This is a genomic window from Microbacterium sp. (assembly GCF_051953575.1).
GTDB lineage: Bacteria > Actinomycetota > Actinomycetes > Actinomycetales > Microbacteriaceae > Microbacterium.
Window position 1 is genome coordinate 1 of sequence record NZ_JBQCIP010000047.1, and the last position, 23150, is coordinate 23150.

Annotated in this window: 20 protein-coding genes; 7 read left to right on the plus strand and 13 right to left on the minus strand. The window is 71.2% G+C overall.

Annotated features, from left to right (window positions below; genetic code table 11):
- On the minus strand, positions 1 to 260 hold a 260-nt coding region (gene rpsB, locus ACTHNQ_RS03380; protein ID WP_440331091.1), incomplete at its 3' end, for a 30S ribosomal protein S2.
- Positions 261 to 600: 340 nt separating this feature from the next.
- Here rpsB and ACTHNQ_RS03385 point away from each other — a divergent pair.
- Complete coding sequence (locus tag ACTHNQ_RS03385) at positions 601 to 1143, plus strand: murein hydrolase activator EnvC family protein (RefSeq protein ID WP_440331093.1); 543 nt, start codon at positions 601 to 603, stop codon at positions 1141 to 1143.
- Between the two features lie 6 nt (positions 1144 to 1149).
- On the opposite strand, the gene ACTHNQ_RS03390 is transcribed toward ACTHNQ_RS03385, so the two are convergent.
- The 9 genes from ACTHNQ_RS03390 to ACTHNQ_RS03430 all read right to left on the minus strand — a co-directional run bounded on the left by ACTHNQ_RS03390 (position 1150) and on the right by ACTHNQ_RS03430 (position 8332).
- The gene (locus tag ACTHNQ_RS03390; RefSeq protein WP_440331095.1) at positions 1150 to 2061 is read right to left on the minus strand and encodes a tyrosine recombinase XerC; all 912 of its coding nucleotides are present in this window, start codon (positions 2059 to 2061) and stop codon (positions 1150 to 1152) included.
- 60 nt (positions 2062 to 2121) lie between these two features.
- Positions 2122 to 3348 (minus strand): DNA-processing protein DprA, encoded by a 1227-nt coding sequence (dprA, locus tag ACTHNQ_RS03395; RefSeq protein WP_440331096.1) that lies wholly within the window; start codon positions 3346 to 3348, stop codon positions 2122 to 2124.
- Positions 3345 to 4868, minus strand: a complete 1524-nt coding sequence (locus ACTHNQ_RS03400) for a YifB family Mg chelatase-like AAA ATPase (protein WP_440331098.1) — start codon at positions 4866 to 4868, stop codon at positions 3345 to 3347. The genes dprA and ACTHNQ_RS03400 overlap by 4 nt, the downstream gene beginning before the upstream one ends.
- Complete coding sequence (locus tag ACTHNQ_RS03405) at positions 4865 to 5233, minus strand: YraN family protein (RefSeq protein WP_440331100.1); 369 nt, start codon at positions 5231 to 5233, stop codon at positions 4865 to 4867. Before ACTHNQ_RS03405 ends, ACTHNQ_RS03400 begins: the two co-directional genes overlap by 4 nt.
- Before the next feature lie 102 nt (positions 5234 to 5335).
- The gene (locus ACTHNQ_RS03410; RefSeq protein WP_018171080.1) at positions 5336 to 5659 is read right to left on the minus strand and encodes a DUF2469 family protein; all 324 of its coding nucleotides are present in this window, start codon (positions 5657 to 5659) and stop codon (positions 5336 to 5338) included.
- Positions 5660 to 5726: 67 nt separating this feature from the next.
- Entirely contained in the window at positions 5727 to 6386 is a 660-nt protein-coding gene (locus ACTHNQ_RS03415) for a ribonuclease HII (protein WP_440331102.1), read from the minus strand.
- Positions 6383 to 7162, minus strand: coding sequence for a signal peptidase I (lepB, locus tag ACTHNQ_RS03420; RefSeq protein ID WP_440331104.1), 780 nt, complete (start codon positions 7160 to 7162; stop codon positions 6383 to 6385). Before lepB ends, ACTHNQ_RS03415 begins: the two co-directional genes overlap by 4 nt.
- A gap of 149 nt (positions 7163 to 7311) precedes the next feature.
- Positions 7312 to 7659, minus strand: a complete 348-nt coding sequence (gene rplS, locus ACTHNQ_RS03425) for a 50S ribosomal protein L19 (protein WP_018171083.1) — start codon at positions 7657 to 7659, stop codon at positions 7312 to 7314.
- A 169-nt stretch (positions 7660 to 7828) separates the two neighbouring features.
- The gene (locus ACTHNQ_RS03430; protein WP_440331106.1) at positions 7829 to 8332 is read right to left on the minus strand and encodes an MFS transporter permease; all 504 of its coding nucleotides are present in this window, start codon (positions 8330 to 8332) and stop codon (positions 7829 to 7831) included.
- Between the two features lie 118 nt (positions 8333 to 8450).
- On the opposite strand from ACTHNQ_RS03430, the gene map reads away from it, so the two are divergent.
- Positions 8451 to 9233: a type I methionyl aminopeptidase gene (gene map / locus ACTHNQ_RS03435; protein WP_440331108.1), complete on the plus strand. Its 783-nt coding sequence runs from the start codon at positions 8451 to 8453 to the stop codon at positions 9231 to 9233.
- Between the two features lie 30 nt (positions 9234 to 9263).
- On the opposite strand, the gene glgX is transcribed toward map, so the two are convergent.
- Positions 9264 to 11465 carry a glycogen debranching protein GlgX gene (glgX, locus tag ACTHNQ_RS03440; protein WP_440331152.1) on the minus strand — a complete coding sequence of 734 codons (2202 nt, stop codon included), beginning with the start codon at positions 11463 to 11465 and terminating at the stop codon, positions 9264 to 9266.
- A gap of 263 nt (positions 11466 to 11728) precedes the next feature.
- On the opposite strand from glgX, the gene nirB reads away from it, so the two are divergent.
- Genes nirB through ACTHNQ_RS03460 form a run of 4 tightly spaced genes read left to right on the plus strand, consistent with a single transcriptional unit; the run spans position 11729 to position 16615 of the window.
- A complete protein-coding gene (nirB, locus tag ACTHNQ_RS03445) occupies positions 11729 to 14323 on the plus strand; it encodes a nitrite reductase large subunit NirB (protein ID WP_440331110.1) in 2595 nt (864 codons plus the stop codon).
- Positions 14320 to 14733, plus strand: a complete 414-nt coding sequence (nirD, locus tag ACTHNQ_RS03450; protein WP_440331112.1) for a nitrite reductase small subunit NirD — start codon at positions 14320 to 14322, stop codon at positions 14731 to 14733. Before nirB ends, nirD begins: the two co-directional genes overlap by 4 nt.
- Positions 14730 to 15482, plus strand: a complete 753-nt coding sequence (gene cobA / locus ACTHNQ_RS03455; protein WP_440331114.1) for a uroporphyrinogen-III C-methyltransferase — start codon at positions 14730 to 14732, stop codon at positions 15480 to 15482. Before nirD ends, cobA begins: the two co-directional genes overlap by 4 nt.
- Positions 15479 to 16615 (plus strand): uroporphyrinogen-III synthase, encoded by a 1137-nt coding sequence (locus ACTHNQ_RS03460; RefSeq protein WP_440331116.1) that lies wholly within the window; start codon positions 15479 to 15481, stop codon positions 16613 to 16615. The genes cobA and ACTHNQ_RS03460 overlap by 4 nt, the downstream gene beginning before the upstream one ends.
- Positions 16616 to 16633: 18 nt before the next feature.
- Here ACTHNQ_RS03460 and trmD read toward each other — a convergent pair whose 3' ends face one another.
- A complete protein-coding gene (trmD, locus tag ACTHNQ_RS03465) occupies positions 16634 to 17335 on the minus strand; it encodes a tRNA (guanosine(37)-N1)-methyltransferase TrmD (RefSeq protein ID WP_440331118.1) in 702 nt (233 codons plus the stop codon).
- Between the two features lie 175 nt (positions 17336 to 17510).
- On the opposite strand from trmD, the gene ACTHNQ_RS03470 reads away from it, so the two are divergent.
- On the plus strand, positions 17511 to 18920 hold the full coding sequence (locus ACTHNQ_RS03470; RefSeq protein ID WP_440331119.1) for an MFS transporter: 1410 nt from the start codon (positions 17511 to 17513) through the stop codon (positions 18918 to 18920).
- A 94-nt stretch (positions 18921 to 19014) separates the two neighbouring features.
- Here ACTHNQ_RS03470 and ACTHNQ_RS03475 read toward each other — a convergent pair whose 3' ends face one another.
- On the minus strand, positions 19015 to 23121 hold the full coding sequence (locus ACTHNQ_RS03475; protein WP_440331121.1) for a molybdopterin-dependent oxidoreductase: 4107 nt from the start codon (positions 23119 to 23121) through the stop codon (positions 19015 to 19017).
- Between the last annotated feature and the right edge of the window lie 29 nt (positions 23122 to 23150).

Genomic DNA, 23150 nt, shown 5'->3' on the forward strand with positions numbered 1-23150 from the left:
ACGCGGGTCGCCTGCTCGGCGATGACTTCCTGCGCCTGCTTCTTGGTGCCGACGAAGAGGATGGTGCCGCCGTGGGCGACCGTCTCCTTGACGAACTCGTACGCCTTGTCGATGTACGTCAGCGACTGCTGGAGGTCGATGATGTGGATGCCGCTGCGCTCGGTGAGGATGAAGCGCTTGACCTTCGGGTTCCACCGGCGGGTCTGGTGTCCGAAGTGGACGCCGCTGTCGAGCAGCTGGCGAATGGTGACGACGGCCATGGCCGGTCTCCTGTTCTGGCGCGGGGAGCGCCTGTTGCGGTTGTCTCGCGCCGACCGACGGCCGGCGAGCCTGGTGCCCGGCACATGCCCGCCCCGCGTTCGCAGTGATGCGCTCGCAAGGACCGTTGGGAATGGATGCCACGTCACAGACGTCGTCCCGTTCGAGACGAGATCCGTCACGCTGTGGGCACGCGGAGTCACTCCGACATGCGGAGTGCGACACCCAGTGTACCAGGAGCGGCGCCCACGACCCTCCTCCCCACGGCTGCCGGCATCCGGGTTCTCCCCAGCGTGGGGAGACGGGGATGCCGCGCCCTGAGGACTGCGCGAGTCTCGGACGATGACCCCCTCATCCGCCCGCGCAGCGCAGCGACGACGTCGGGTCGTCGCCGGCCTGCTGGCGCTTCTCGTGGCGTCGGGAGCGGGCGCTCCGGACGGCGCTGTCGCCGTGGTGCCCGCTTCCGTGGAACCGAGCGTGGCGGCTTGGGTGTGGCCGGCCAGTCCGTTCCGCCTGGATCGCCCCTTCGTCGCCCCGCCCCACGACTACGGCCCGGGGCACCGCGGGCTCGATCTGACGCCGCTGGGCGGCGACGGGCTCGTGGCACCGGCGGCGGGGATCGTCGCGTTCGCGGGTCAGGTCGCGGGGCGCGGCATCCTCACGATCGACCACGGGGACGGACTCGTGACGACGCTGGAGCCGATCGACACCGCAATGACGGCGGGCACACCGGTCGGACGCGGGGATCCGGTCGGCACCCTGTCGCTGGGAGGCCACGCGGAGCCCGGCGCGCTGCATTTCGGGGTACGACTGCACGGCGAGTACATCAATCCACTCGTACTGCTGGGCGGGGTTCCGCGCGCGGTGCTGCTGCCCTGCTGCTGACGCGGGTCAGGCGCGCGGGTGCGCCAGGCGGTAGGTGGCCGTCAGACGCTCACTCGACACGTGCGTGTAGATCTGCGTCGTGCCCAGGCTCGCGTGGCCGAGGATCTCCTGCACCGCCCGCAGGTCCGCTCCCCCGTCGAGCAGATGGGTGGCCGCGGAGTGCCGGAGCGCGTGCGGCCCGACCTGCGCCCCCAGCTCCGGTCCGAGGCGACGCGAGACGAGGTCGTACACGGCGCGGGGTCCGAGCCGTCTCCCCCGCGCGCCGAGGAACAGCGCGGATGCCGCCGCGGCGTCGAGCTCGTCGGCCCGCGCCGCGAGAGCCGGCCGGCCGCGCACCAGGTACGCCTCCACCGCACGCAGCGCGGGCAGGCCGAAGGGCACCACGCGCTCCTTCGCGCCTTTGCCGAGGACCCGCACGGTGCGTCGATCCGGGTCGAGGTCATCGATGTCGAGCCCGCACAGCTCGGATACGCGCACGGCCGCGCCGTACAGCAGCTCGAGCACGGCATGGTCGCGGAGCGCCGCCGGGTCTCCGTCCACGGCCGCCTGCGCCAACTGCGCGAGCACCCCGTCGAGAGTCTGGGCTGTCGCCACCTTGGGGAGGGTCTTGCCCCGCTTCGGCGAGACGAGCCTCAGACTGGGGTCGGTCTCGATGGCGTCGGTCTCGGTGGCCCAGGCGAAGAAGCCGCGCACGGCCGCCGTGCGCCGTGCGATGGTCGCGCGGCTGTCGCCGCGTTCCACCGCCTGCCAGAGCCAGTCCCGCAGTGTCTCCAGGTCCACGTCGGCGAGGTCCACGTCGCCGCACGCGGCTTCGAGGCCCGCGAGGTCGGACCGGTAGGCGCGGACGGTCGCGGGCGACAGCCGGCGCACCTGGTCGAGGTGGCGCAGGTACGCCTCGGCGGCCTCGGCGATCCTCATGGCTCCAGCTTGCCGCGTGCGCGACGCCCGAGGCCCGCGGCGCACCGGTGCCCCACGCGATCACCCGTGAAGGGCGGCCAGCCGCCATCCGTCGGCACCCACGAGGACCGCCCCTTCGAGCCGCAGCAGGCCGAGCATCGCCTGCACCTCGTCGACGGCCATGCCGGCCCGGCGGGCGACATCGTCCGCGTCCCGCCCGATCCGGGCGCTGAGCGCGTCCCTCACACGCGTGGTGTCGTCGGTGCGGCCGCGGTCCTCGGCGCGTTCGGCAGCGCCTCCCGCGCGCGGTGTGGGCCCGCCGTCGCCGCGCGAGGCGGCGGCGAGCCCGAGCAGCTCACGCACATCGTCCGGGCTCGTGATGCACGCTGCGCCGCCGTAGTCGCGGATGAGCCGGTGCGTGCCCGCGGATCCGGGGGACGTGATCGGTCCGGGCACCGCGCCCAGGCCGCGGCCGAGGGCAGCGGCGTGTCCGGCGGTGTTCAAGGATCCGCTCCGCCAACCGGCCTCGACGACGACCGTGGCGGTCGACAGTGCGGCGATGAGCCGGTTCCGCTGCAGGAACCTCCATTTCGTGGGCGCCGAACCGCAAGGCACTTCGCTCGCCACGATCCCGGTGGCGGCGATGTGATCGATCAGCTGGGTGTGCCCGGCGGGATATGCGCGCTCCGCACCGCCGGCGAGCAGCGCGACCGTGAGTCCTCCGGCACTGAGCGCTGCGCGGTGCGCCGCGCCGTCGATGCCGTAGGCGCCGCCCGAGACGACGGGGATCCCTGACCCCGCGAGTTCGGCGGCGAGCTCGCGAGCCACCAGATCGCCGTATCCGGATGCCGCTCGCGCTCCCACGACGGCGACGGAGGGATCCAGCCGTGCGAGGGCTGCGGCATCGCCCCGCACCCAGAGGCACATCGGGGCGTGGGGGCCGAGGTCGTCGAGCTGCTGGGGCCACACCGGATCGTGGCGCGTCACCAGCCGCACCCCGCGGGCGCCCGCGATGCGCAGGGTGTCGGAGACCGCCCGCGCCGACAGGCGAGGCATCCATCGCTTGCGCGCGTCGGAGTCCTCTCGCGCCGTGAGTTCGGCGAACGGGGAAGCGGCAGCGAGACGAGCGAGGGCCTCGACGGGTCCGAGGGATGCCACGACGCGACCCGCGGCGGAATCCCCCGGTTCCACCAGCTGGCACCAGACGGCGACGGTGTGGCGATACAGCGCCTCCTCGTCGGACAGATCGAGCCCGAGCGGGGCGAAGGCCGCACGCGCCGCCCCGACCGACAGATCGAAGCCGGTCACAGTGCGATCCCCTTCTTGAGGTACAGCGCGCGCCCGATGTGATCGGCGCTCAGCTGGGCTCGTCCCTCGATGTCTGCGATGGTCCATGCCACGCGCAGCACGCGATCGTAGCCGCGCAGCGTGATGGTGCCGCGGCTGAGTGCGGCATCCAGAGGGCGGCGCACATGCGGCGGTGGAGCCGACGGGCCCTCGCGCAGCCACACTCCGGGCACATCGGCGTTGACCCGCCATGCCGTGCCCTGCAGACGCTGCCGCGCCCGCTCGCGGGCCGCCGCCACGCGGTCGCGGGCGACCGCCGTCGAGGTGACCGGCGCCGCGTCGCGCTGCGCGACCGAGACACGCGACAGCGTCAGCTCGATGTCCATCCGATCCAGCAGCGGCCCCGAGAGGCGACCGAGGTAGCGCCGGATCGCCGCGGGCGGGCACGAGCAGTCCCCGCCCCGGATGCCGTAATCACCGCACGGGCAGGGATTCGTGGCGAGGACCAGCTGGAATCTCGCCGGGTACTCGGCATGGGCGCCGGCGCGGTGGATGGCGATGGTGCCGGTCTCGAGCGGCTGGCGCAGGGCGTCGAGCACCGAGGCCGGGAACTCGCCGGCCTCGTCGAGGAACAGCACGCCCTCGCTCGCACGCGCGATCGCACCGGGGCGGACGACGCGCGATCCGCCGCCGACGAGCGCGGCGACGGATGCGCTGTGGTGGGGGGCCTCGAAGGGCGGTGTGCGCGACAGCTCGACGACGCGCACCCCCGACAGGCTGCGGATCGACGCGCTCGCGAGGGCTGCCCGGTCGTCGAGCTCGGGAAGGATGCCGGGCAGCCGGCGCGCGAGCATGGTCTTGCCTGCCCCGGGCGGGCCGCACATGAGCAGGTGGTGTCCTCCGGCGGCGGCGACGATGAGCGCTTCGACGGCGTCGCGCTGCCCGATGACGTCGGAGAGATCGACCGCGTCGTCCCGCGCGGCCTCCTCCTCCGGCAGCTCGACCGGCTCGTCGTCGGGCACCTCCACCTCACCGCCGTGCCACGAGACCACCTGGGCCAGATTCGTCGCCGCCAGCACCTCCACCCCGTCCACGAGCGTCGCTTCGGGACCGTTGGCGAACGGCACGACCACCCGTCGGTGCCCGGCGCGACGGGCGGCTGCCACCGCGGGGAGCACGCCTGCGACGGGCCGCAGACGCCCGTCGAGCCCCAGCTCGCCGATGTGGACGGTCGAGGCGAGGGAGGCGGCATCCATTCCCGGCTCGGTGGCGAGCGACGCGACCGCGATCGCGATGTCGAAGCCCGAACCCTGCTTGGGCAGGCTCGCCGGCGAGAGGTTCACGGTCAGCCGTCGCCGCGGAAGCGGGATGCCGCTGTTCGCGCAGGCGTTGTGCACGCGCTGCACCGCCTCGCCCAGCGCTTTGTCGCCCAGCCCGATGATCCGGAAGTCGGGCTGCTGGTTCGACAGGTCGGCCTCGACCTCGACGACCTCGCCCTCGGCGCCCACGAGCGACACGGCCCAGGTCCGCGCGACGCTCACGGCACCTCCACATCGACGAGGTGCTCGAGCGGCGCCGAGTGCGGCTGAGGTCCGACGATCCCGATCGCGTCGATGCGCAGCCGGCGCCCCTGCAGCACGTCGCGGTTCTCTGCCGCCCAGGCGACCGCCAGGCGCCACAGCCGGGCCCGCTTGCGTGCGTCGAGAGCTTCGAACGGGTGGCCGAAGGCCTCGCCCCGCCGCGTCTTGACCTCGACCACGACGACGTGCTTCGCATCCGCCGCGACGAGGTCGATCTCGCCGGCGCCGCACCGCCAGTTGCGCGCGAGGACCTCGTACCCGAGTCCCGTGAAGTAGCGGGCTGCGCGATCCTCGCCCGCGCGCCCGAGTTCGTCCTTCTCTGCCATTCCGGCATCGTCGCGCGGAAGGCGCGCCCCGCGGACGCCGGGTGGCGGCATCCGTTGACAACCCCCGGAAACGGGCCAGGGGGCCCGGCTGGGGAGGAAGGGTCAGGTGTCGAGCGACAGCTCTTCGGGAAGGTGGAAGTCCCGGCGGGTGAGCTCCTCGACGTTGACGTCCTTGAACGTCAGCACGCGGACGGCCTTGACGAACCGGTCGGCGCGGTAGATGTCCCAGACCCACACGTCCGACATAGAGATCTCGAAGTAGAAATCGTGCTCGGTGTCGCGGCGCACGACGTTGACCTCGTTCGCGAGGTAGAACCGCCGTTCGGTCTCGATCACGTACTGGAACTGCGATACGACGTCGCGGTACTCGCGGTACAGGGCGAGCTCGAGCTCTCGGTCGTAGTCTTCGAACACCTCGTCGTCCATGGTGCTTCCATCCTAGGGCGGAGAGCGGATGCCGCGCCCCCGCGTCCGCGGCCCGCGAACGCCGCTCTCAGAAGAGCGTCGGCGCCTCGGCGATCGACCACGAGGCGCGGTGGTGCCTGCTGATCCCATGCGCACGGATCGCTGCGCGGTGCTCAGGACTCGCGTAGCCCTTGTTGCGCGCCCATTCGTAAGCGGGGAGCTCGTCGTGCAGCTCGGCCATGAGGCCGTCACGGGCGACCTTCGCGATCACCGACGCGGCGGCCGCCGACGCGCAGTCGCGGTCGGCCTTGATCACCGGACGGATCGTGAGCGCCCACTCGCCCGCGGGCGAGATGTAGTCGTAGTTGCCGTCGAGGATGACGATCGCGTCCTCGACCACGACGCCCTGACTGCGGAGTTCGGCCAAGGCGCGCACCGAGGCGAGGCCGAGTGCGCGCATGATGCCGATCTCGTCGATCTCCTGCGAGCTCGCCCATCCCACGGCGCTCGCGGCCACCCACGAGGCCGCACGCGCAGCCACCTCGGGACGGCGCAGCTCGGGCACGAGCTTCGAGTCACGCAATCCCTGCGGCACGCGCTTGCGCGAGCGCGGGGCATCCACCACTGCCGCGCCGACGGCGACCGGTCCCGCGAGCGCACCGCGACCCACCTCGTCGCACGCGATGACGAGCGTGTGCTCGCGCAGCAGGCGTCTCTCCAGCGTGAGCCGTGGCTCGACGACGGTCATTTCGAGCCGTCGCCTCCCTCGGGCGCCGGTACGCCGGCGAAGACGTCGTGATGGAAGTCGAGCACCCCGAAGCGGTCGAACGGCCAGGTGATCAGGAACGCACGCCCGACGACGTTGTCGATGGGCACGAACCCCTTGCCCGGCTCGTCCATGTGGAATCGCGAGTCGGCGGACTTGTTGCGGTTGTCGCCCAGCATCCACAGCGAGCCCGCGGGGACCGTGACGTCGAAGGACTCCGCGGATGCCGGGTCGCCGGCATCCACGTTGATGTAGGCGGTCTCGTCGATGGGCACCCCGTTGACGGTGATCTGGCCGATGGCGTTGCAGCACACGACATGATCGCCCGGGATCCCGATGACGCGCTTGACCAGATGGTCGTCGCTGTCGGGAGCGGCGAGACCCACGAGCGACAGCACCCACTCGAACGCCTCGACGACGGGCGGTCGCGCCGGCTCGGGATTCGGCGGCAGCCATCCGCCCGGATCCCGGAACACGACGATGTCGCCGCGCTCGTACCCGCCGAAGCGCGGGGTGATCTCGTCGACGAGGATGCGGTCCTTGATGAGGAGCGTGTCCTCCATCGAGCCGGACGGGATGTAGAACGAGCGGACCAGGAACGTCTTGACCACGAGCGAGACGAGGACCGCGATCAGGATGATCACGACGACGTCGCGGAGGAAGATCAGCCACCCGCGCCGCCGCGGCTGCACCGTCGCCGCCGTGTCGGTGCCGGCGGTGGGCGACGGTTCGGCCGGGGCCGACTTCTCAGTCGTCATCGAGTTCCTCCGCGGGCGCCGACCGTCGGCGAGCCCGTCTTCAAGGGTGACACACTCCGGGGCGGTTGCCGCACGTCGACGCATACCCGGAAACGATCGAAGCCCCGGACCAGCGGTCCGGGGCTTCGATGCGCGCACGCGACGACGTATCAGTAGTCGCGCTTCTCCTTGATGCGGGCCTTCTTGCCGCGGAGGTTGCGGAGGTAGTAGAGCTTGGCGCGGCGGACGTCACCACGGGTCACGACCTCGATGTGGTCGATGACCGGCGAGTGCACCGGGAAGGTGCGCTCCACGCCGACCTGGAAGCTGATCTTGCGGACCGTGAAGGTCTCGCGCACGCCGTCGCCCGAGCGGCCGATGACGACGCCCTGGAAGACCTGGATGCGGGAGCGGTTGCCCTCGGTGATGTTGACGTGCACCTTGACGGTGTCACCGGCGTCGAAGGCGGGGATGTCGGAGCGGAGCGAAGCCGCGTCGACGGCGTCGAGGATCTGCATGATCGTCTCTCTCTGCGGCCGCCACAGGTCGACCGCGGGAAGTGTTCTGAAAGGATTCGGTGTGCCGCAGGCCTTCGGCGTGACGCCGTCCAGCTGATTCCCCTGAGGCAGAACCGGTCAGGGCACAAACAACCATTGTGCCACGGATGCAGCACCTCGCCAAAACGCCTCAGCCGGCGGGCGGTGCCTGCTTCTCGGTGATGACGATGACTTCGCGCGCCGCTGCCGTCGGCCCGTCGGCCGCCTCCTGCGGCGCCGGGATGTAGGCGACGCCTTCCGTCGTGTGCAGGACGACCCGGGAGGGGCGCGCCTCACTCCACAGCTGCCACAGCGCGAGCCAGAACAGGGCGATCCCGGCGAGCACCGCGACGACCATCACCGGCGCCCACCACGACTGGACGAAGAAGCCGAGCGAGATCACCAGGCCGTGCCACACCGTGAAGCCGAGCACGTCCCACCACGACACCGCACGCTGTGCGCGGACGGTCCCCCGCGCACGCACCAGCAGAGTGAGGATCAGCTGCCAGACGAACACCCCGGGGATGGCCAGGAACAGCACCCACAGGAACGCCCATCCGCCGGCGTTGAACACGGCCCAGCCGACGAACAGCCACAGCGGGAGCAGGAAGGCCGCGGGGATCAGCCAGCCGAAGAACGCACGACGCAGCCACATGCCTTGATGCTACGCCGCTCCCGGTCGCGACGGCACCGGTCCCGCGCGCCGCGGAGGATCCTCCCAGCCAGGCCGTCCCGCGCCCGGCAGAATGGTCTGAGAAACGAGAGGAACACCCATGATCGAGTTGCGCACCCCTGCCGAGATCGAGGCGATGAAGCCCGCCGGGCGATTCGTCGCCGAGACGCTGGCGACTCTGCGCGACGAGACCAAGGTGGGCACGAACCTCCTGGCGATCGACCGCCGCGCGCACGATCTGATCCGCCGCGCGGGCGCCGAGTCCTGCTACATCGACTATCACCCGTCCTTCGGAGCGAGCCCGTTCGGGAAGGTGATCTGCACCTCGGTGAACGATGCCGTGCTGCACGGCCTGCCCTTCGACTACGCGCTGCGCGACGGCGACCTCGTCTCGCTGGACTTCGCCGTGTCGGTCGACGGCTGGGTCGCCGACTCGGCAGTCTCGTTCGTCGTGGGCACGCCCCGTGACGAGGATCTCGCGCTCATCGACACGACCGAACGGGCTCTGGATGCCGCCATCCGGACGGCGACCGTCGGCAACCGCATCGGCGACATCTCGGCCGCGATCGCGCACGTGGCCCACGGCGACGGCTACTCCATCAACACCGACTTCGGCGGACACGGGGTCGGCCGCATCATGCACGGCGACCCCCACGTCCCCAACGACGGCAAGGCGGGTCGCGGCTACCCCTTGCGCGCCGGACTCGTTTTGGCCCTGGAGCCGTGGTTCCTGCAGACGACGGACGAGCTCGTGACCGACCCGGACGGCTGGACGCTGCGCTCGGTGGACGGCTCGCGCGGTGCGCACGCGGAGCACACCGTCGCGATCACCGAGGACGGCCCCATCGTGCTGACCGACCGGTCCTGGCTCGGCGTCTCCTGATCCGCGGCCGCTCCTGAACCGCGGCCGCGGTCAGGTGCGCAGCTCCGCGCTCGGAGCGTGCGCGGGCGTCGCGGCGCCGGCGAGCGCCGCGAGCGATGCCGCGACGGAGTGATCCGCTTCACGCTCCACGCGCGGGTGCTCGCTGAGCACGATCAGCGACTTGGCCGCCAGGCGCACCGTGTCGCCGGGCCTCACCAGGGGCGAATCGGCCCGCTCCCCGGCGGTGTCGATCACGACCTCCCAGTCCGGGCTGTACTCCACGACGGGGATGTGGAAGTCGATGATGTCGTCGCCGGCGTTGAACAGGACGATGAAGTGGCGGTCACGGATCGGGTCGCCCCGCCGGTCCTTCTCGCGGATGCCCTGACCGTTGAGGAACACGCCGACGGCGCGCCCGAACCCCGACTCCCAGTCGTCGGGCTGCATGAGCGAGCCGTCGGGTCGCAGCCACGCGATGTCCTGGATCGGCGCCCCGACGTCGCGCTGCACCGGGCGCCCCTCGAAGAAGCGGCGGCGGCGGAACGTCGGGTGGTCCCGCCGGAGCCGGCTCATGGCGGCGGTGAACTCGAGGAGCGGGCGGTCTGCGTTCTCCCAGTCGATCCAGGTGATCTCGTTGTCCTGCGCGTAGCCGTTGTTGTTGCCCTCCTGCGTGCGTCCGAGCTCGTCTCCGTGCAGCAGCATGGGAACCCCCTGGCTCAGCATGAGCGTGGCGAGGAAGTTGCGCTGCTGGCGCGCGCGCATGGTCAGAACCGCCGAGTCGTCGGTGGGCCCTTCGACGCCGAAATTGTCGGAGCGGTTGTCGTCGGCCCCGTCGCGCCCGTCCTCGCCGTTGGCGTCGTTGTGCTTCTCGTTGTACGACACGAGGTCCCGCAGCGTGAAGCCGTCGTGCGCCGTGACGAAGTTGACGGATGCCACGGGCCGGCGTCCGGAGTGCTCGTAGAGGTCGCTCGACCCGGTGAGCCGGGAGGCGAACTCGCCCAGCGCCTGCGGCTCGCCGCGCCAGAAGTCACGGACGGTGTCGCGGTACTTGCCGTTCCACTCCGTCCACTGCGGCGGGAAGTTGCCGACCTGATATCCGCCGGGGCCGACGTCCCAGGGCTCCGCGATCAGCTTGACCTGTGAGACGACGGGGTCCTGCTGCACGAGCTCGAAGAAGGTGGACAGGCGGTCGACGTCGTAGAACTCGCGAGCGAGCGCGGACGCGAGGTCGAACCGGAAGCCGTCGACGTGCATGTCGATGACCCAGTAGCGCAGCGAGTCCATGATCAGCTGCAGCGAGTGCGGGTTGCGCACGTTGAGACTGTTCCCGGTGCCGGTGTAGTCGGTGTAGTACCGCTTGTCGTCCTCGAGCTTGTAGTAGGCCGCGTTGTCGATGCCGCGCATCGAGAGGGTCGGCCCCAGGTGGTTACCCTCGGCGGTGTGGTTGTAGACGACGTCGAGGATGACCTCGATGCCGGCGGCGTGGAGCGCGCGCACCATCCCCTTGAACTCCTGCACCTGCTGGCCGCGGTCACCGGTGGCGGCGTAGCGGTTGTGCGGGGCGAAGTACGAGATCGAGTTGTAGCCCCAGTAGTTGGAGAGGCCCTTGCTCTGCAGGATCGCGTCGTCGACGAACTGGTGCACCGGCATCAGCTCGATCGCCGTGACGCCGAGCTTGGTCAGGTGCTCGATGATCGCGGGGTGCGCGACGGCGCTGTAGGTGCCCCGCATCTCTTCGGGGATGTCGGGATGCCGCATCGTCAGGCCGCGGACGTGAGCCTCGTAGATCAGCGTCTCGCTGTAGGGGGTCCCCGGCCGTCGGTCGCCCGCCCAGTCGAAGAACGGGTTGACCACGACGCCCTTGATCATGTCGGCGGCGGAGTCCTCGTCGTTGCGCGAGTCGGGGTCGCCGAACGTGTAGCCGTACACCGGCTGCCCCCACTGCACCGCGCCCTCGACCGCCTTCGCGTACGGGTCGAGCAGCAGCTTGGCCGGGTTGAACCGCAGCCCGTTCGCGGGGTCGTACGGGCCGTGCACGCGGTAGCCGTAGCGCTGGCCCGGCTGCACGTTGGGCACGTACGCGTGCCACACGAACGCATCGACCTCGGCGAGCTCGATGCGCGTCTCGGCGCCGCGCGTTCCGAACAGGCAGAGCTCCACGCGCTCGGCGCCTTCGCTGAACAGCGCGAAGTTGGTGCCGCTTCCGTCGTAGGTCGCCCCGAGCGGATACGCCGATCCCGGCCAGGTGTGCATCGTCATCCCCCATGCCTCACTGGCCACACCCTACCGGTGCGAACCCGCCCGCGGCCGCGTCTCACATGGCGGGCGCGAGCCGTGTGAGCGAAACGTTCGTTCGAGGTAACGGCGCACACCCCGGCGACGAAACACCGCGCTCCTAACGTCGCTGACACGGAATCCCCGCCGGATCAGGAGGACCCATGGCCCACCGCGACCGCGTCGACAGCCCGAAACACGACGCTGACACCGATGCAACATCGCCCGCATACGGTGACGACATGAGCAGCCTGCCCGCCCTCGGCACGCATGTCGTGGTGGTGGGCGCCGGGATGGTGGCGCATCGGTTCGTCGAGAGCCTGCTCAGCCGTGCCGACGGCCGGTGGCGGGTCACGCTGATCGGCGAAGAGGACCGCCACCCGTATGACCGGGTGGGCCTCACCGGATTCTTCGCGGGCGCGTCCGCCGACGACCTCACGCTCGACCGGTCGATCTTCGACGACGACCGGCTGCGGTTCCTGCGCGGCGACGCGGTCGTGCGGATCGACCGCTCCGCACGGCGCGTGACCACCAGGTCGGGGCTGAGCGTCGGGTACGACCGCCTCGTGCTCGCGACCGGGTCGTACGCCGCGCGCCTGGCGGTGGACGGCTTCGGCCTCGACGGCTGCTTCGTGTACCGGACGCTCGACGACGTCGAGAGCCTGGAGGCGTTCGTGCAGCGACGCTCCGCGCAGCTCGGCCGCCGCCTCACCGGCACCGTCATCGGGGGCGGGCTGCTCGGCCTGGAGGCGGCGGGAGCGCTTCAAGGCCTCGGCGTCGACTGCACTGTCGTGCAGTCGTCCGACCGGCTCATGTCGGCGCAGCTCGATCTGCCTGCAGGCGGCGCACTGCGGCGCCTGATCCAGTCGCGCGGCATCCGGGTCAGGACCGAGACGGTGACGACGCGTCTCGACCCCGACCGCTCAGGCCAGGTCACGGGGCTGGAGTTCCGCGACGGGTCGTACGAGCGCACCGACGTCGTCGTCTTCACCGTCGGCGTCCGGCCGCGGGACGAGCTTGCGCGCAGCGCGGAGCTGGACGTCCACCCGCGCGGCGGAGTGCTCATCGATGCGGGGTGCCAGTCGTCCGATCCGCGCATCCTCGCGATCGGCGAGGTCGCGAACTTCGACGGCCAGTGCGTCGGCCTCGTCGCGCCGGGCTACGCGATGGCCGAGGTGGCCGCCACGCGGCTGCTCGGGCTCGACGAGCACAGCGGCGAGGCATCCTTCCCCGGCTACGACCTCTCGACCAAGCTCAAGCTCTCGGGAGTCGACGTGGCGAGCTTCGGCGACGCATTCGCCCGGACGCCCGGCGCGCTCGACGTGGTGTACGCCGACCCTGTCGCGGGGGTCTACAAGAAGCTCGTCCTCTCGGACGACGCGAAGACGCTCCTCGGCGGCATCCTCGTCGGCGACGCGTCCGCCTACGGCTCGCTGCGCCCGCTCGTCGGCGGCGCCCTCGGCGGCGACCCCGTCGCGTATCTCATGCCCGAAGGCGGCGTCGCCGCGCCGACCGGCGACCTGCCCGACGATGCCCTCGTCTGCTCGTGCAACAGTGTCAGCGCGGGGCGCATCCGTCATGCAGTGCACGAGGAGGGCTGCTCGGACGTCGCGGGCGTCAAGTCCTGCACGAAGGCGGGTGCCGCCTGCGGATCATGCCTCACGATGGTGAAGAAGCTCGTCACCACGGAACTCGCCAAGACGGGCGCCAACGTCAGCAACGCCCTGTGCGAGCACTTCGACCTGTCGCGGCGCCAGCTGTTCGACGCGGTGCGTATCTCAGGTCTGCACACGTTCAGCGCCGTCATCGAGCGGTTCGGCGTCGGGCGCGGCTGCGACATCTGCAAGCCCGTTCTGGCGAGCATCCTCTCCACCCTCGTCGGCGGGCACGTACTCGACGGCGAGAACGCGACGCTGCAGGACACCAACGACCATGTGATGGCCAATCTGCAGAAGGACGGCAGCTACTCGGTCGTGCCGCGCATCCCGGGCGGCGAGATCACCCCGGAGGGGCTGCTCGTCATCGGACAGGTCGCGCAGGACTTCGGGCTCTACACGAAGATCACCGGCGGCCAGCGCATCGACATGTTCGGCGCGCGCCTGGAGCAGTTGCCCGACATCTGGAGGCGGCTCGTCGACGCCGGGTTCGAGTCCGGGCACGCCTACGGCAAGTCCCTGCGCACCGTCAAGTCGTGCGTGGGCTCGACCTGGTGCCGCTACGGCGTGCAGGACTCCGTCGGCATGGCGGTGCAGCTGGAGCTGCGCTACCGAGGCCTGCGCTCGCCTCACAAGCTCAAGCTGGGCGTCTCGGGGTGCGCCCGCGAGTGCGCCGAGGCACGCGGCAAGGACGTCGGTGTCATCGCGACGGAGGCCGGCTGGAACATGTACGTCGGCGGCAACGGCGGCTTCACGCCGCGCCACGCCGTCCTGCTGGCCGAAGGGCTGAGCGACGAGCAGCTGCTCACGGCCATCGACCGGTTCCTGATGTACTACATCTTCACCGCCGACCGCCTGCAGCGGACCGCTCCGTGGTTCGAGGAGCTCGACGGCGGCATCGAGGGCCTGCGCGACGTCATCTTCGCCGACAGCCTCGGTATCTGCGCCGACCTCGACGCCGCCATGGCGGCGCACGTCGGCTCGTACGAGGACGAATGGGCGGCGACGCTCCAGGACCCGGAGAAACTCCGTCGGTTCGCCTCGTTCGTCAACGCGCCGGCCACGCCTGACCCGTCGCTCGCCTATGTCGCCGAACGCGGTCAGCCCCGCCCTGCCACCGCAGAGGAGCGCCGCGACGGCGGCGTTCTCATCGCCGGAACCACCTTGGAGGTGCGCCGATGACCCTCATCGACCAGCAGACATCCGCGCCGGCGGCCCCGCCCGGATGGGTGCGCGTGTGCGCGGTGGGAGATCTGGAGGTCGAGCGCGGGCGCGCAGCCCTCCTCGGCGGCACGCAGATCGCGCTCTTCCTCACCCGCGCCGCCAAGGGCGGCGAAGGCCGCGTGTACGCGGTGTCGAACTTCGATCCGTACAGCCGGGCCAACGTCATCTCGCGTGGCATCGTCGGCACCCGGCGGGATGCGCCGACCGTCGCCTCGCCCATGTACAAGCAGGTCTTCGACCTGCGCACGGGCATCTGCCTCGACACGCAGGGCAAGGAGCCGATGAACCTGCACTCCTGGCCGACGGCGGTCGACGGCGGCGCGGTGCTGGTCCGGTGGGACGAGCGACCCGATGGAGGCATGCCGTGACCGGCCGGGTCCACCTCATCGGCGGCGGCCCCGGCCCGATGGACCTCATGACGGTGAGGGCCTGGCGCCTGCTCACCACCGCCGAGGTCGTCGTGATGGACCGGCTCGGCCCCACGGACCTCCGCGGCGAGCTGCGCGCGGACGCCGAGGTCATCGACGTCGGCAAGCTTCCCGGTCATCACCCGGTGCCTCAGGACGAGATCAACGCACTGCTGGTCTCCCGTGCGCGTGCAGGCAAGCAGGTCGTCAGGCTCAAGGGCGGCGACCCGTTCGTGTTCGGCCGCGGCGGTGAAGAGGTGGCCGCCTGCCTGGCCGCCGGCATCCCGGTCGACGTCGTCCCGGGGGTCACCAGCGCCGTCGCCGTTCCGCAGGCGGCCGGCATCCCGGTCACACATCGCGGGGTGGCGACAGCCGTCCACATCGTCCACGGCCAGGGTCCGGTGAGCGCGTCGACCCTCGCCGCGCTGCGCGACCCGCAGGTCACCACGGTGATCCTCATGGGAGTGAGCGCCATCCCTCGCATCGTCGCGGACGCGCTGCGCGCCGGTGTCGATGCCGACCGCCCGGTCGCGATCATCGAACGCGGGCACCACCTCGATCAGCGCACGACGCGCACTACGCTCGGGAAGGCGGTGCTGGATGCCGGGCGCACCGGCATCCGCAATCCCGCGGTCATCGTCGTCGGCGATGTCGCGCGAGCCGAACTGCTGCTGCCCGCGCATGAGATGACAGGTGACACCGTCCGTTGAGCTCCCCCACCCGCCCCACCCTGTCGGCCGCGCTCGAGGGCTGCACGGTCGTCATCGCGGTCGACCGGCGCTCGTCCGAGCTTGCCGCCGCGCTCGAGCGGCATGGCGCGGTGGTCCGCCACGCCCCGGCGCTCACGATCGTGCCCCACATCGATGACGACGCCCTGGTCGAGGCCACCCGCGCGCTGATCGACGAGCGGCCCGACATCGTGGTCGCGACGACGGGTGTCGGCTTCCGCGGCTGGATGGAGGCCGCCGATGAGGCGGGACTCGCCGACGAGCTGCACGAGGCGCTCGCCGGTGCGCAGATCGTCGCGCGCGGCCCGAAGGCACGCGGGGCGATCCAGCAGGCCGGACTGACCGCCGACTGGGTCGCCGAGTCCGAGACCTCTGCGGAGCTCGGCGAGTATCTGCTGGCCGAGGGGGTCGGCGGGCGCCGTGTGGCGGTCCAGCATCACGGCTCGGGCGCCGACGGGCTCGATGAACTGCTCGGGGATGCGGGAGCCGACGTGGTGAGCCTCACCGTGTACCGCTGGGGCCCGCCACCGGACCCCGCCGTCGTGGCGCGCTCCGTGCTGTCAGCCGCGCAGGGCGAGGTGGATGCGGTGCTCTTCACCTCGGCGCCCGGGGCGGCCGAATGGATGGCCGCCGCCGCGCGCGAGGGCTCCCTCGAGGCCATCGTGGACCGCTCCCGGCGCGGACGCCTGCTGCTGGCTGCCGTCGGCCCGATCACCGCCGGCCCGCTGCGGGACGCCGGGGTCGAGCCGCTCATCGCCGAGCGCGGCCGGCTGGGCGCGCTCGTGCGCGCCGTCGTGTCGCATTTCGGCGGCGGCCACGCCGACTTCCTCCCGACCGGCTCGGGCCGCCTCGAGCTGCGCAGCGCGGGCATCGTGCTCGACGGCCGCCACATCCCCCTGTCACGGACCGGCGCCGACCTGATGGCGGCCCTGTTCGATGCCGGCGGAGGCGTCGTGTCGCGCCAGCGACTGCAGACGGTGCTCCCCCGTTCGGGCGAGAGCACTCACGCCGTCGAGATGGCGGTGGCCAGACTGCGCGAGGCACTCGGCACGCCCGAGCTGGTCAAGACGGTCGTCAAGCGCGGGTACCGGCTCGACGTCCTCGATCCCGCCTGACCGGGCGGACGCGCGATCTCAGTCGGTCGCCGCGGCGTCCGCACCCTCGAGCAGGTCCGGGCGGTGGGCTCTCGTGCGCTCCAGGCTCTGCTCTCGACGCCAGGCCGCGATGGCGCCGTGGTTGCCGCTCAGCAGCACCGACGGCACCTCGAGCCCGCGCCACTCGGCCGGCTTGGTGTAGCTCGGGTATTCCAGCATCCCGAGTTCGTGCGACTCTTCGACGAGGCTCTCGGGGTTGCCGACGACACCGGGGATCAGGCGCGACACCGCCTCGATGACGGCCATCGCCGCCACCTCGCCGCCGTTGAGCACGTAGTCGCCGAGGCTCACCAGCCGCACGCGGCCGCGAGCGGCGTAGTGATCGACGACGCGCTGGTCGATGCCCTCGTAGCGCCCGCACGCGAAGACGAGGTGCTGCTCCTGCGCGAGCTCGCGGGCGAGCGGCTGCGAGAACAGCTCGCCGGCGGGCGACGGCACGAGCAGGACGGCGTCCTCGCTCAGCACTGCATCCAGGGCCTCGCCCCAGGGCTCGGGCTTCATCACCATGCCGGCACCGCCGCCGTAGGGTGTGTCGTCGACGGTGCGGTGACGGTCGTGCGTCCAGTCCCGCAGGTCGTGGACGTGCATGTCGAGGATGCCGCGATCACGTGCCTTGCCGATGAGCGAGACCCCGAGCACGTCGAAGAACGTCGGGAAGATCGTGACGATGTCGACGCGCATGCTTCGAGTCTAGAAGGCCCGAGTGTTTCGGACGTGTGACGGGTCGCCCACCTCGGCGCCGCGGGGCCGTGATGGAGAAGTGACGGAGAGGTAACCGGCAGGCACGAGGGGATGAAACACCCGCTTCCTAGCGTGGACGCACACTCACTCCCACCGTCAGTCCCCAGGAGGCGCCATGACCACGACCGTGACCCCGTCGACGACGGACACACCAGCCCCGCCACGGAGCACCCTCACCCGTCGCCCCGGCCGCTGGATCGACGGCTGGAACGCCGAGGATGCCGCATTCTGGATGGCGGAGGGCCGCGGGATCGCACGCCGCAACCTGGGCTGGTCGATCTTCGCCGAATTCCTCGGCTTCATCATCTGGCAGCTGTGGAGCATCGTCGTCGTGATGCTCCCGGCGGCCGGCTTCGACCTCACCAGCTCGCAGTCGTTCTGGCTCATCTCCCTGCCGAGCCTCGTCGGCGCCACCCTGCGCTTCCCGTACACGTTCATGGTGGCGATCTTCGGCGGGCGCAACTGGACCATCGTCTCTGCGGGCCTGCTCCTCATCCCCGCGGTGCTCCTGGGCATCGTCGTGTCGAACCCCGACACGCCCTTCGGAGTGCTGCTGCTCGTGGCCGCGCTCGGCGGCGTCGGCGGCGGCAACTTCGCGAGCTCGATGGCGAACATCACCTACTTCTTCCCGCAGAAGGAGAAGGGCTGGGCGCTGGGCCTGAACGCGGCAGGCGGCAACCTCGGCACGTCGGTCGCGCAGTTCGCCGTGCCGATCGTCGTCACCGCCGGCGCCGGCGCGGCGCTCAACATCTCGCTGGCGGGCTGGATGTGGATCCCCCTCATCCTCGTCGCGATGTTCGGCGCCTGGCGGTACATGGACAACCTGTCGTCCGCCAAGGCCGACTTCGCCGGGTCGGCGGCGGCCCTTCGCGAGCCCCACCTGTGGATCATGGCGGTGCTGTACATCGGCACGTTCGGCTCGTTCATCGGCTTCGCGAGCGTGTTTCCGAAACTCATCGCCGACCAGTTCCCCGCCTTCTCCACCATCCAGGTCGGCCAGGCCGCCGTCTCGCTCGCGTTCCTCGGCGCGCTGGTGGGCTCGCTGGCGCGCCCGTACGGCGGGCGTCTGGCAGACCGCTTCGGTGGGGCCCGCGTCACGGTGTGCGCCTTCGCCGTCATGGCACTGGGCGCGCTCACCCTCGTGTGGACCCTGCCGCTGCAGAGCTTCCCGGTCTTCCTCGCCGTCTTCCTTGTGCTCTTCGCCGCGACCGGCATGGGCAATGGCTCGACGTACCGCATGATCCCGAGCATCTTCGCCGCCCGCTCGGTGGCGAAGGGGTATCAGGCCGGCAGCATCGAGGCGACGCGCATGACACGCAAGTCGGCGGCCGCCCTGGGTCTCATCTCGGCGATCGGCGCGTACGGCGGCTTCCTCGTGCCGCAGGTGCTCAACGCGTCCCAGCTCGCGACCGGCGGCTACACGGCCGCCTTCATCGGTTTCGTCGCCGCGTACGTCGTGCTCCTGCTCGTGACACTGCTCGTCTACGTCGTCCCGCGGGCGTCGCTCGCGCAGCAGCGCATCTGACGCGCACCACACCCGGAATCGCGAAAGGGTGGATACCCGCCGGACGTCCGGCGGGAATCCACCCTTTCGCGGATCCGGGGCGGCGGCTCGCGCCTCAGTAGACGTCGCGGACGTAGCGGGCTTCGGCCGCGAGGGTGCGCAGGTACTCCGCCGCGCCTTCTTCGCTCAGACCGCCGTGCTGCTGGGCGATCGTCACGAGCGTCGCCTCGACGTCCCTCGCCATGCGGCTCGCGTCGCCGCACACGTACACGTTCGCGCCGTCCTGCAGCCAGCCCCATAGGCGCGCGCCGTGCTCGAGCATGCGGTCCTGCACGTAGACCTTCTGTCGCTGGTCCCGGGAGAACGCGACGTCCAGCCGCGTCAGGAAGCCGTCCTCGTGCATGCCCACGAGCTCGTCGCGGTAGTAGAAGTCCGTGGCGGCATGCTGCTCGCCGAAGAAGAGCCAGTTGCGCCCGGTGTGACCGTCCGCGCGCCGATCGTGCAGGAAGGCACGGAAGGGGGCCACACCGGTCCCCGGCCCGACCATGATCATCGGCGTGTCGGCGTCCGCGGGGGGACGGAACGCCGGCGAGCGCTGCAGGTACACCGGAGGCGCACCTGCGTCGCCGTCTGCGAGGAAGGTCGAACACACGCCGCCGCGGGCGCGGCCGGACTCGGTCTCGAAGCGCACGACCGACACCGTGAGCTCGACGCTCTCGGGATCCGTCTTCGGGCTCGACGAGATGGAGTACTGACGCGGCTGCAGACGTTTGAGCACGCCCACCCATTCCTCGGCCGAAGCACGCACGGGGAAGTCGCGCACCAGGTCGATCGCCTGCTGGCTCCACAGGAACTGGTCGAGCCGGCTCTTGTTCTCGCGCCGCAGCAGCGTCGCCAGCATGCCGTCGCCACTGCGCTGGGCGACGAAGCGGACGAGGTCGGCGGGCGTCTTGGTGATGTCCAGGCGTGTGCGCAGCGCATCGGCGAAAGTGCGCTCCTCGCCGTCGACCTCGACGACGGTGCCCGGGGCGATCCCGGTGGCCTCCAGCCACTCGGTCACGACCGCGCCGGAGTTCGCGCACACGACGCCCAGCGAGTCGCCTGCCTCATACGCCGCGCCGGTGTCGCACAGGTCGAACGCGAACCTGCGCACCTCTTTCTGCGATCCGCGCCCGCTGAGCAGATCGTTGCGCACGAGTGTCGCCTTCACGGGGTTGGCGCGCGTGAACAGTCGCTTGGCCGCAACAGGGGTCGCCGCGCCGGCGCGAAGGGCGGTGGATGCCGCACCTCCGGCGTCGGCGTGTCGTCCGCTGCCGGCATCCGACAGCGTTGCGACGATCTCGTTCAGCCACGCCGCGCGCTGCGCGTCCGCATCGGGTTCCACGTCGACGCGCGCCAGCAGCGCCGTCGCTCCGAGCTCGCCCAGCCGCTCATCGAGACGCCGGCCGTGACCGCAGAAGTCGTCGTAGGTGGAGTCGCCCATCGCGAGCACCGCGTACCGGAGTCCCGAGAGCTCCGGGGCGCCATCGGCGCTGAGGTCGTGCCACAGCGAGGCGGCGTTGTCGGGAGGTCCGCCGTCCCCGAACGTCGAGGTCACCACGAGCAGCCTGCGCACCTCGGTGAGGTCCGCCGCCGTCAGTTCAGCCATGCTCCGCGCCCGGGCGGGGATCCCGCGCGCGCTGAGAGCTGCCGTCGCGGCGGCGGCGAACTCCTCGGCATTGCCCGTCTGCGACCCCCACAGCACGACGACCTCGTCGGCTGCGGAGACGCCGGCCGGCCGCATCCCTTCTGCCGCGGTGCGTGAGAACGCCCCCGCCAGCACGCCGTCGAACCAGGCGCGGACGAGATCGCCGAGCGGTGCCTCAGGGGGCAGCACCGGCACCTGCCCCGGAGCCAGCGCGACCGAACGCACCATCGACAGGAAGCCGGCCAGGTACGCTCCCTCGATGTCGGTGAGCGCAGGCGGTGTCACCGACACGCCGGCGTCCCGCAGTGCCGCTTCGACCTCGGAGTCGTCGTCCACGGCGGCAGGGGCCGGGCCGACACGCCGCAGCGACACGGCCGCGTACTTGAACTCGGGCTGCGCCGACATCGGATCGACCGCGTCGCTGGTCACGGCGTTCACGGTGACGTACTCGCCGTGTTCGTCGTTCCAGTGGAACGGGGCGAACAGCCCGCCCCGCTGGACGCGGTCGGTGAGCAGTGCAGGCACCACGAACCGGCCGCGGCGCGAGGCCACCTCGACCAGGTCTCCGTCGCCGAGGCCGAGGAGTTCGGCATCGATCGGGTGCACCTCGACGAAGGGTCCCGGGTGCAGCTTCGCCAGCTTGGCGACCCGGCCGGTCTTGGTGAGTGTGTGCCAGTGGTGCGGGAGTCGGCCGGTGTTGAGCACCCACGGGTAGTCGTCGTCGGGCTGCTCCGCGGGGTCGAGGTGGGGCCGGGCCAGGAACTGGGCGCGGCGTGTCGGGGTCGCGAACGCGAGGCGCGGCACAGTGCCGTCGGGCTCGACGTGCAGGCTCTGGCTGACGCCGTCGTTGAGATAGCGGATCGGATGCCGCGTCGCGTCGTCGTCCGGCGGCGCCGGCCATTGCACGGGCGTCTGCCGCAGCCGCGCGTACGTGACGCCGCGCACATCCCAGCCGGTCTGGGGGTTGAAGAAGCGGCGGATCTCGTCGAACACCTCCTCGGCCGACGCGAACTCGAAGCCCTCGTAGCCCATCGCACGCGCGATCTGGCAGATGGTGAGCCAGTCCGGCTGCGCCTCACCCGGGGCGGGGAGGATGCCCTGCACGAGCGTCATCGTGCGGTCGCTGCTGACGCTCACGCCGTCGGACTCCACCCACAGGGTCGCCGGCAGCACGATGTCGGCGTACGCGGCAGTTGCCGTGTCGCCGTATACGTCCTGCACGATGACGAGCTCGGCGGTCTCCAGCGCCTCGATCACGGTGCGGCGGTTGGCGACCGAGGCGACCGGGTTGCTGCACACGACCCACACGGCCTTGATCTCGCCCGCGGTGGCACGACGGAACATGTCGATCGTGCCGGCGCCCGACTCCGCCCGGATCGAGCCGCGGGCGATGCCCCACTGCTCCTCGACGAACGCGCGGTCGTCGGCGCTGAAGACGGCGCGCTGGCCCGGTAGCCCAGGTCCCATGTAACCCATCTCCCGGCCGCCCATCGCGTTGGGCTGACCCGTCAGCGAGAAGGGCCCGCTGCCAGGACGGCAGATCGCCCCGGTCGCCAGGTGCAGGTTGCAGATCGCGTTCGTCGACCACGTGCCGTGGGTGGACTGGTTGAGCCCCATGGTCCACAGTGTCATCCACTCCCCGGCCTCGCCGATCCAGCGCGCGGCCGTGCGGATGTCGTCCTCGTCCAGCCCCGTGAGCTCTGCCACGCGCGCCGGCGGGTACTCGGCGAGCAGCTCGGGCATGCGCTCCCAGCCCTCCGTGTGGGCGCCGATGAACTCCTCGTCGATGTCGCCCGCCTCGACCAGCAGGTGGAGCAGCCCGTTCAGCAGGGCGAGGTCAGTGCCGGGCCGGATCTGCAGGAACAGGTCGGCACGCTCGGCGGTCGTGGTCCGTCGGGGATCGACCACGATGAGCCTCGCACCCTGCTTGAGCCGGTCGGCCATCCGCAGGAACAGGATGGGGTGGCAGTCCGCGGCGTTCGAGCCGATCACGAAGAACAGGTCGGCGCGGTCGAAGTCCTCGTACGACCCCGGCGGGCCGTCCGCTCCCAGCGACTGCTTGTATCCCGTCCCGGCCGACGCCATGCACAGCCGGGAGTTCGATTCGATGTGGATGCCGCGCACGTATCCCTTGACGAGCTTGTTCGCAAGGTACTGCGCCTCCATGCTCATCTGCCCCGACACGTAGAGCGCCACGGCATCGGGGCCGTGCTCGTCGACGATCGCGCGCAGGCGGGCTGCGGCATCCCCCACCGCATCTGCGACGGGTGCCGGCACCGCGGGTTCGCCGCGCGCCGAACGCACGAGCGCGGTCGTGAGCCGACCAGGCGCCCGCATCAGGTCGGCGTGCGTCGCGCCCTTGGTGCACAGCCGGCCGGCGTTCGTCGGGTGGTCGCGGTCGCCGGCGACCTTCGCGATCGTCAGCGGGTGCCCCGCACCGTCCCGCGCGGCGGTGACGGCGATGCCGCAGCCGACGCCGCAGTACGAGCACACGGTGCGGACCGCGACGCTCTCTCGGCTGCCGGCATCACCCATGCCGTCCAGGCTCCGGCATCGAGGTTCCG

Bases quoted from the DNA above. Each gene is read 5' to 3' on its own strand.
- ACTHNQ_RS03385 (WP_440331093.1), top strand. From the start codon at position 601: ATGACCCCCTCATCCGCCCGCGCAGCGCAGCGACGACGTCGGGTCGTC.
- ACTHNQ_RS03390 (WP_440331095.1), bottom strand. From the start codon at position 2,061: ATGAGGATCGCCGAGGCCGCCGAGGCGTACCTGCGCCACCTCGACCAG.
- ACTHNQ_RS03405 (WP_440331100.1), bottom strand. From the start codon at position 5,233: ATGGCAGAGAAGGACGAACTCGGGCGCGCGGGCGAGGATCGCGCAGCC.
- ACTHNQ_RS03410 (WP_018171080.1), bottom strand. From the start codon at position 5,659: ATGGACGACGAGGTGTTCGAAGACTACGACCGAGAGCTCGAGCTCGCC.
- ACTHNQ_RS03415 (WP_440331102.1), bottom strand. From the start codon at position 6,386: ATGACCGTCGTCGAGCCACGGCTCACGCTGGAGAGACGCCTGCTGCGC.
- lepB (WP_440331104.1), bottom strand. From the start codon at position 7,162: ATGACGACTGAGAAGTCGGCCCCGGCCGAACCGTCGCCCACCGCCGGC.
- rplS (WP_018171083.1), bottom strand. From the start codon at position 7,659: ATGCAGATCCTCGACGCCGTCGACGCGGCTTCGCTCCGCTCCGACATC.
- ACTHNQ_RS03430 (WP_440331106.1), bottom strand. From the start codon at position 8,332: ATGTGGCTGCGTCGTGCGTTCTTCGGCTGGCTGATCCCCGCGGCCTTC.
- map (WP_440331108.1), top strand. From the start codon at position 8,451: ATGATCGAGTTGCGCACCCCTGCCGAGATCGAGGCGATGAAGCCCGCC.
- glgX (WP_440331152.1), bottom strand. From the start codon at position 11,465: ATGCACACCTGGCCGGGATCGGCGTATCCGCTCGGGGCGACCTACGAC.
- nirB (WP_440331110.1), top strand. From the start codon at position 11,729: ATGAGCAGCCTGCCCGCCCTCGGCACGCATGTCGTGGTGGTGGGCGCC.
- nirD (WP_440331112.1), top strand. From the start codon at position 14,320: ATGACCCTCATCGACCAGCAGACATCCGCGCCGGCGGCCCCGCCCGGA.
- trmD (WP_440331118.1), bottom strand. From the start codon at position 17,335: ATGCGCGTCGACATCGTCACGATCTTCCCGACGTTCTTCGACGTGCTC.
- ACTHNQ_RS03470 (WP_440331119.1), top strand. From the start codon at position 17,511: ATGACCACGACCGTGACCCCGTCGACGACGGACACACCAGCCCCGCCA.
- ACTHNQ_RS03475 (WP_440331121.1), bottom strand. From the start codon at position 23,121: ATGGGTGATGCCGGCAGCCGAGAGAGCGTCGCGGTCCGCACCGTGTGC.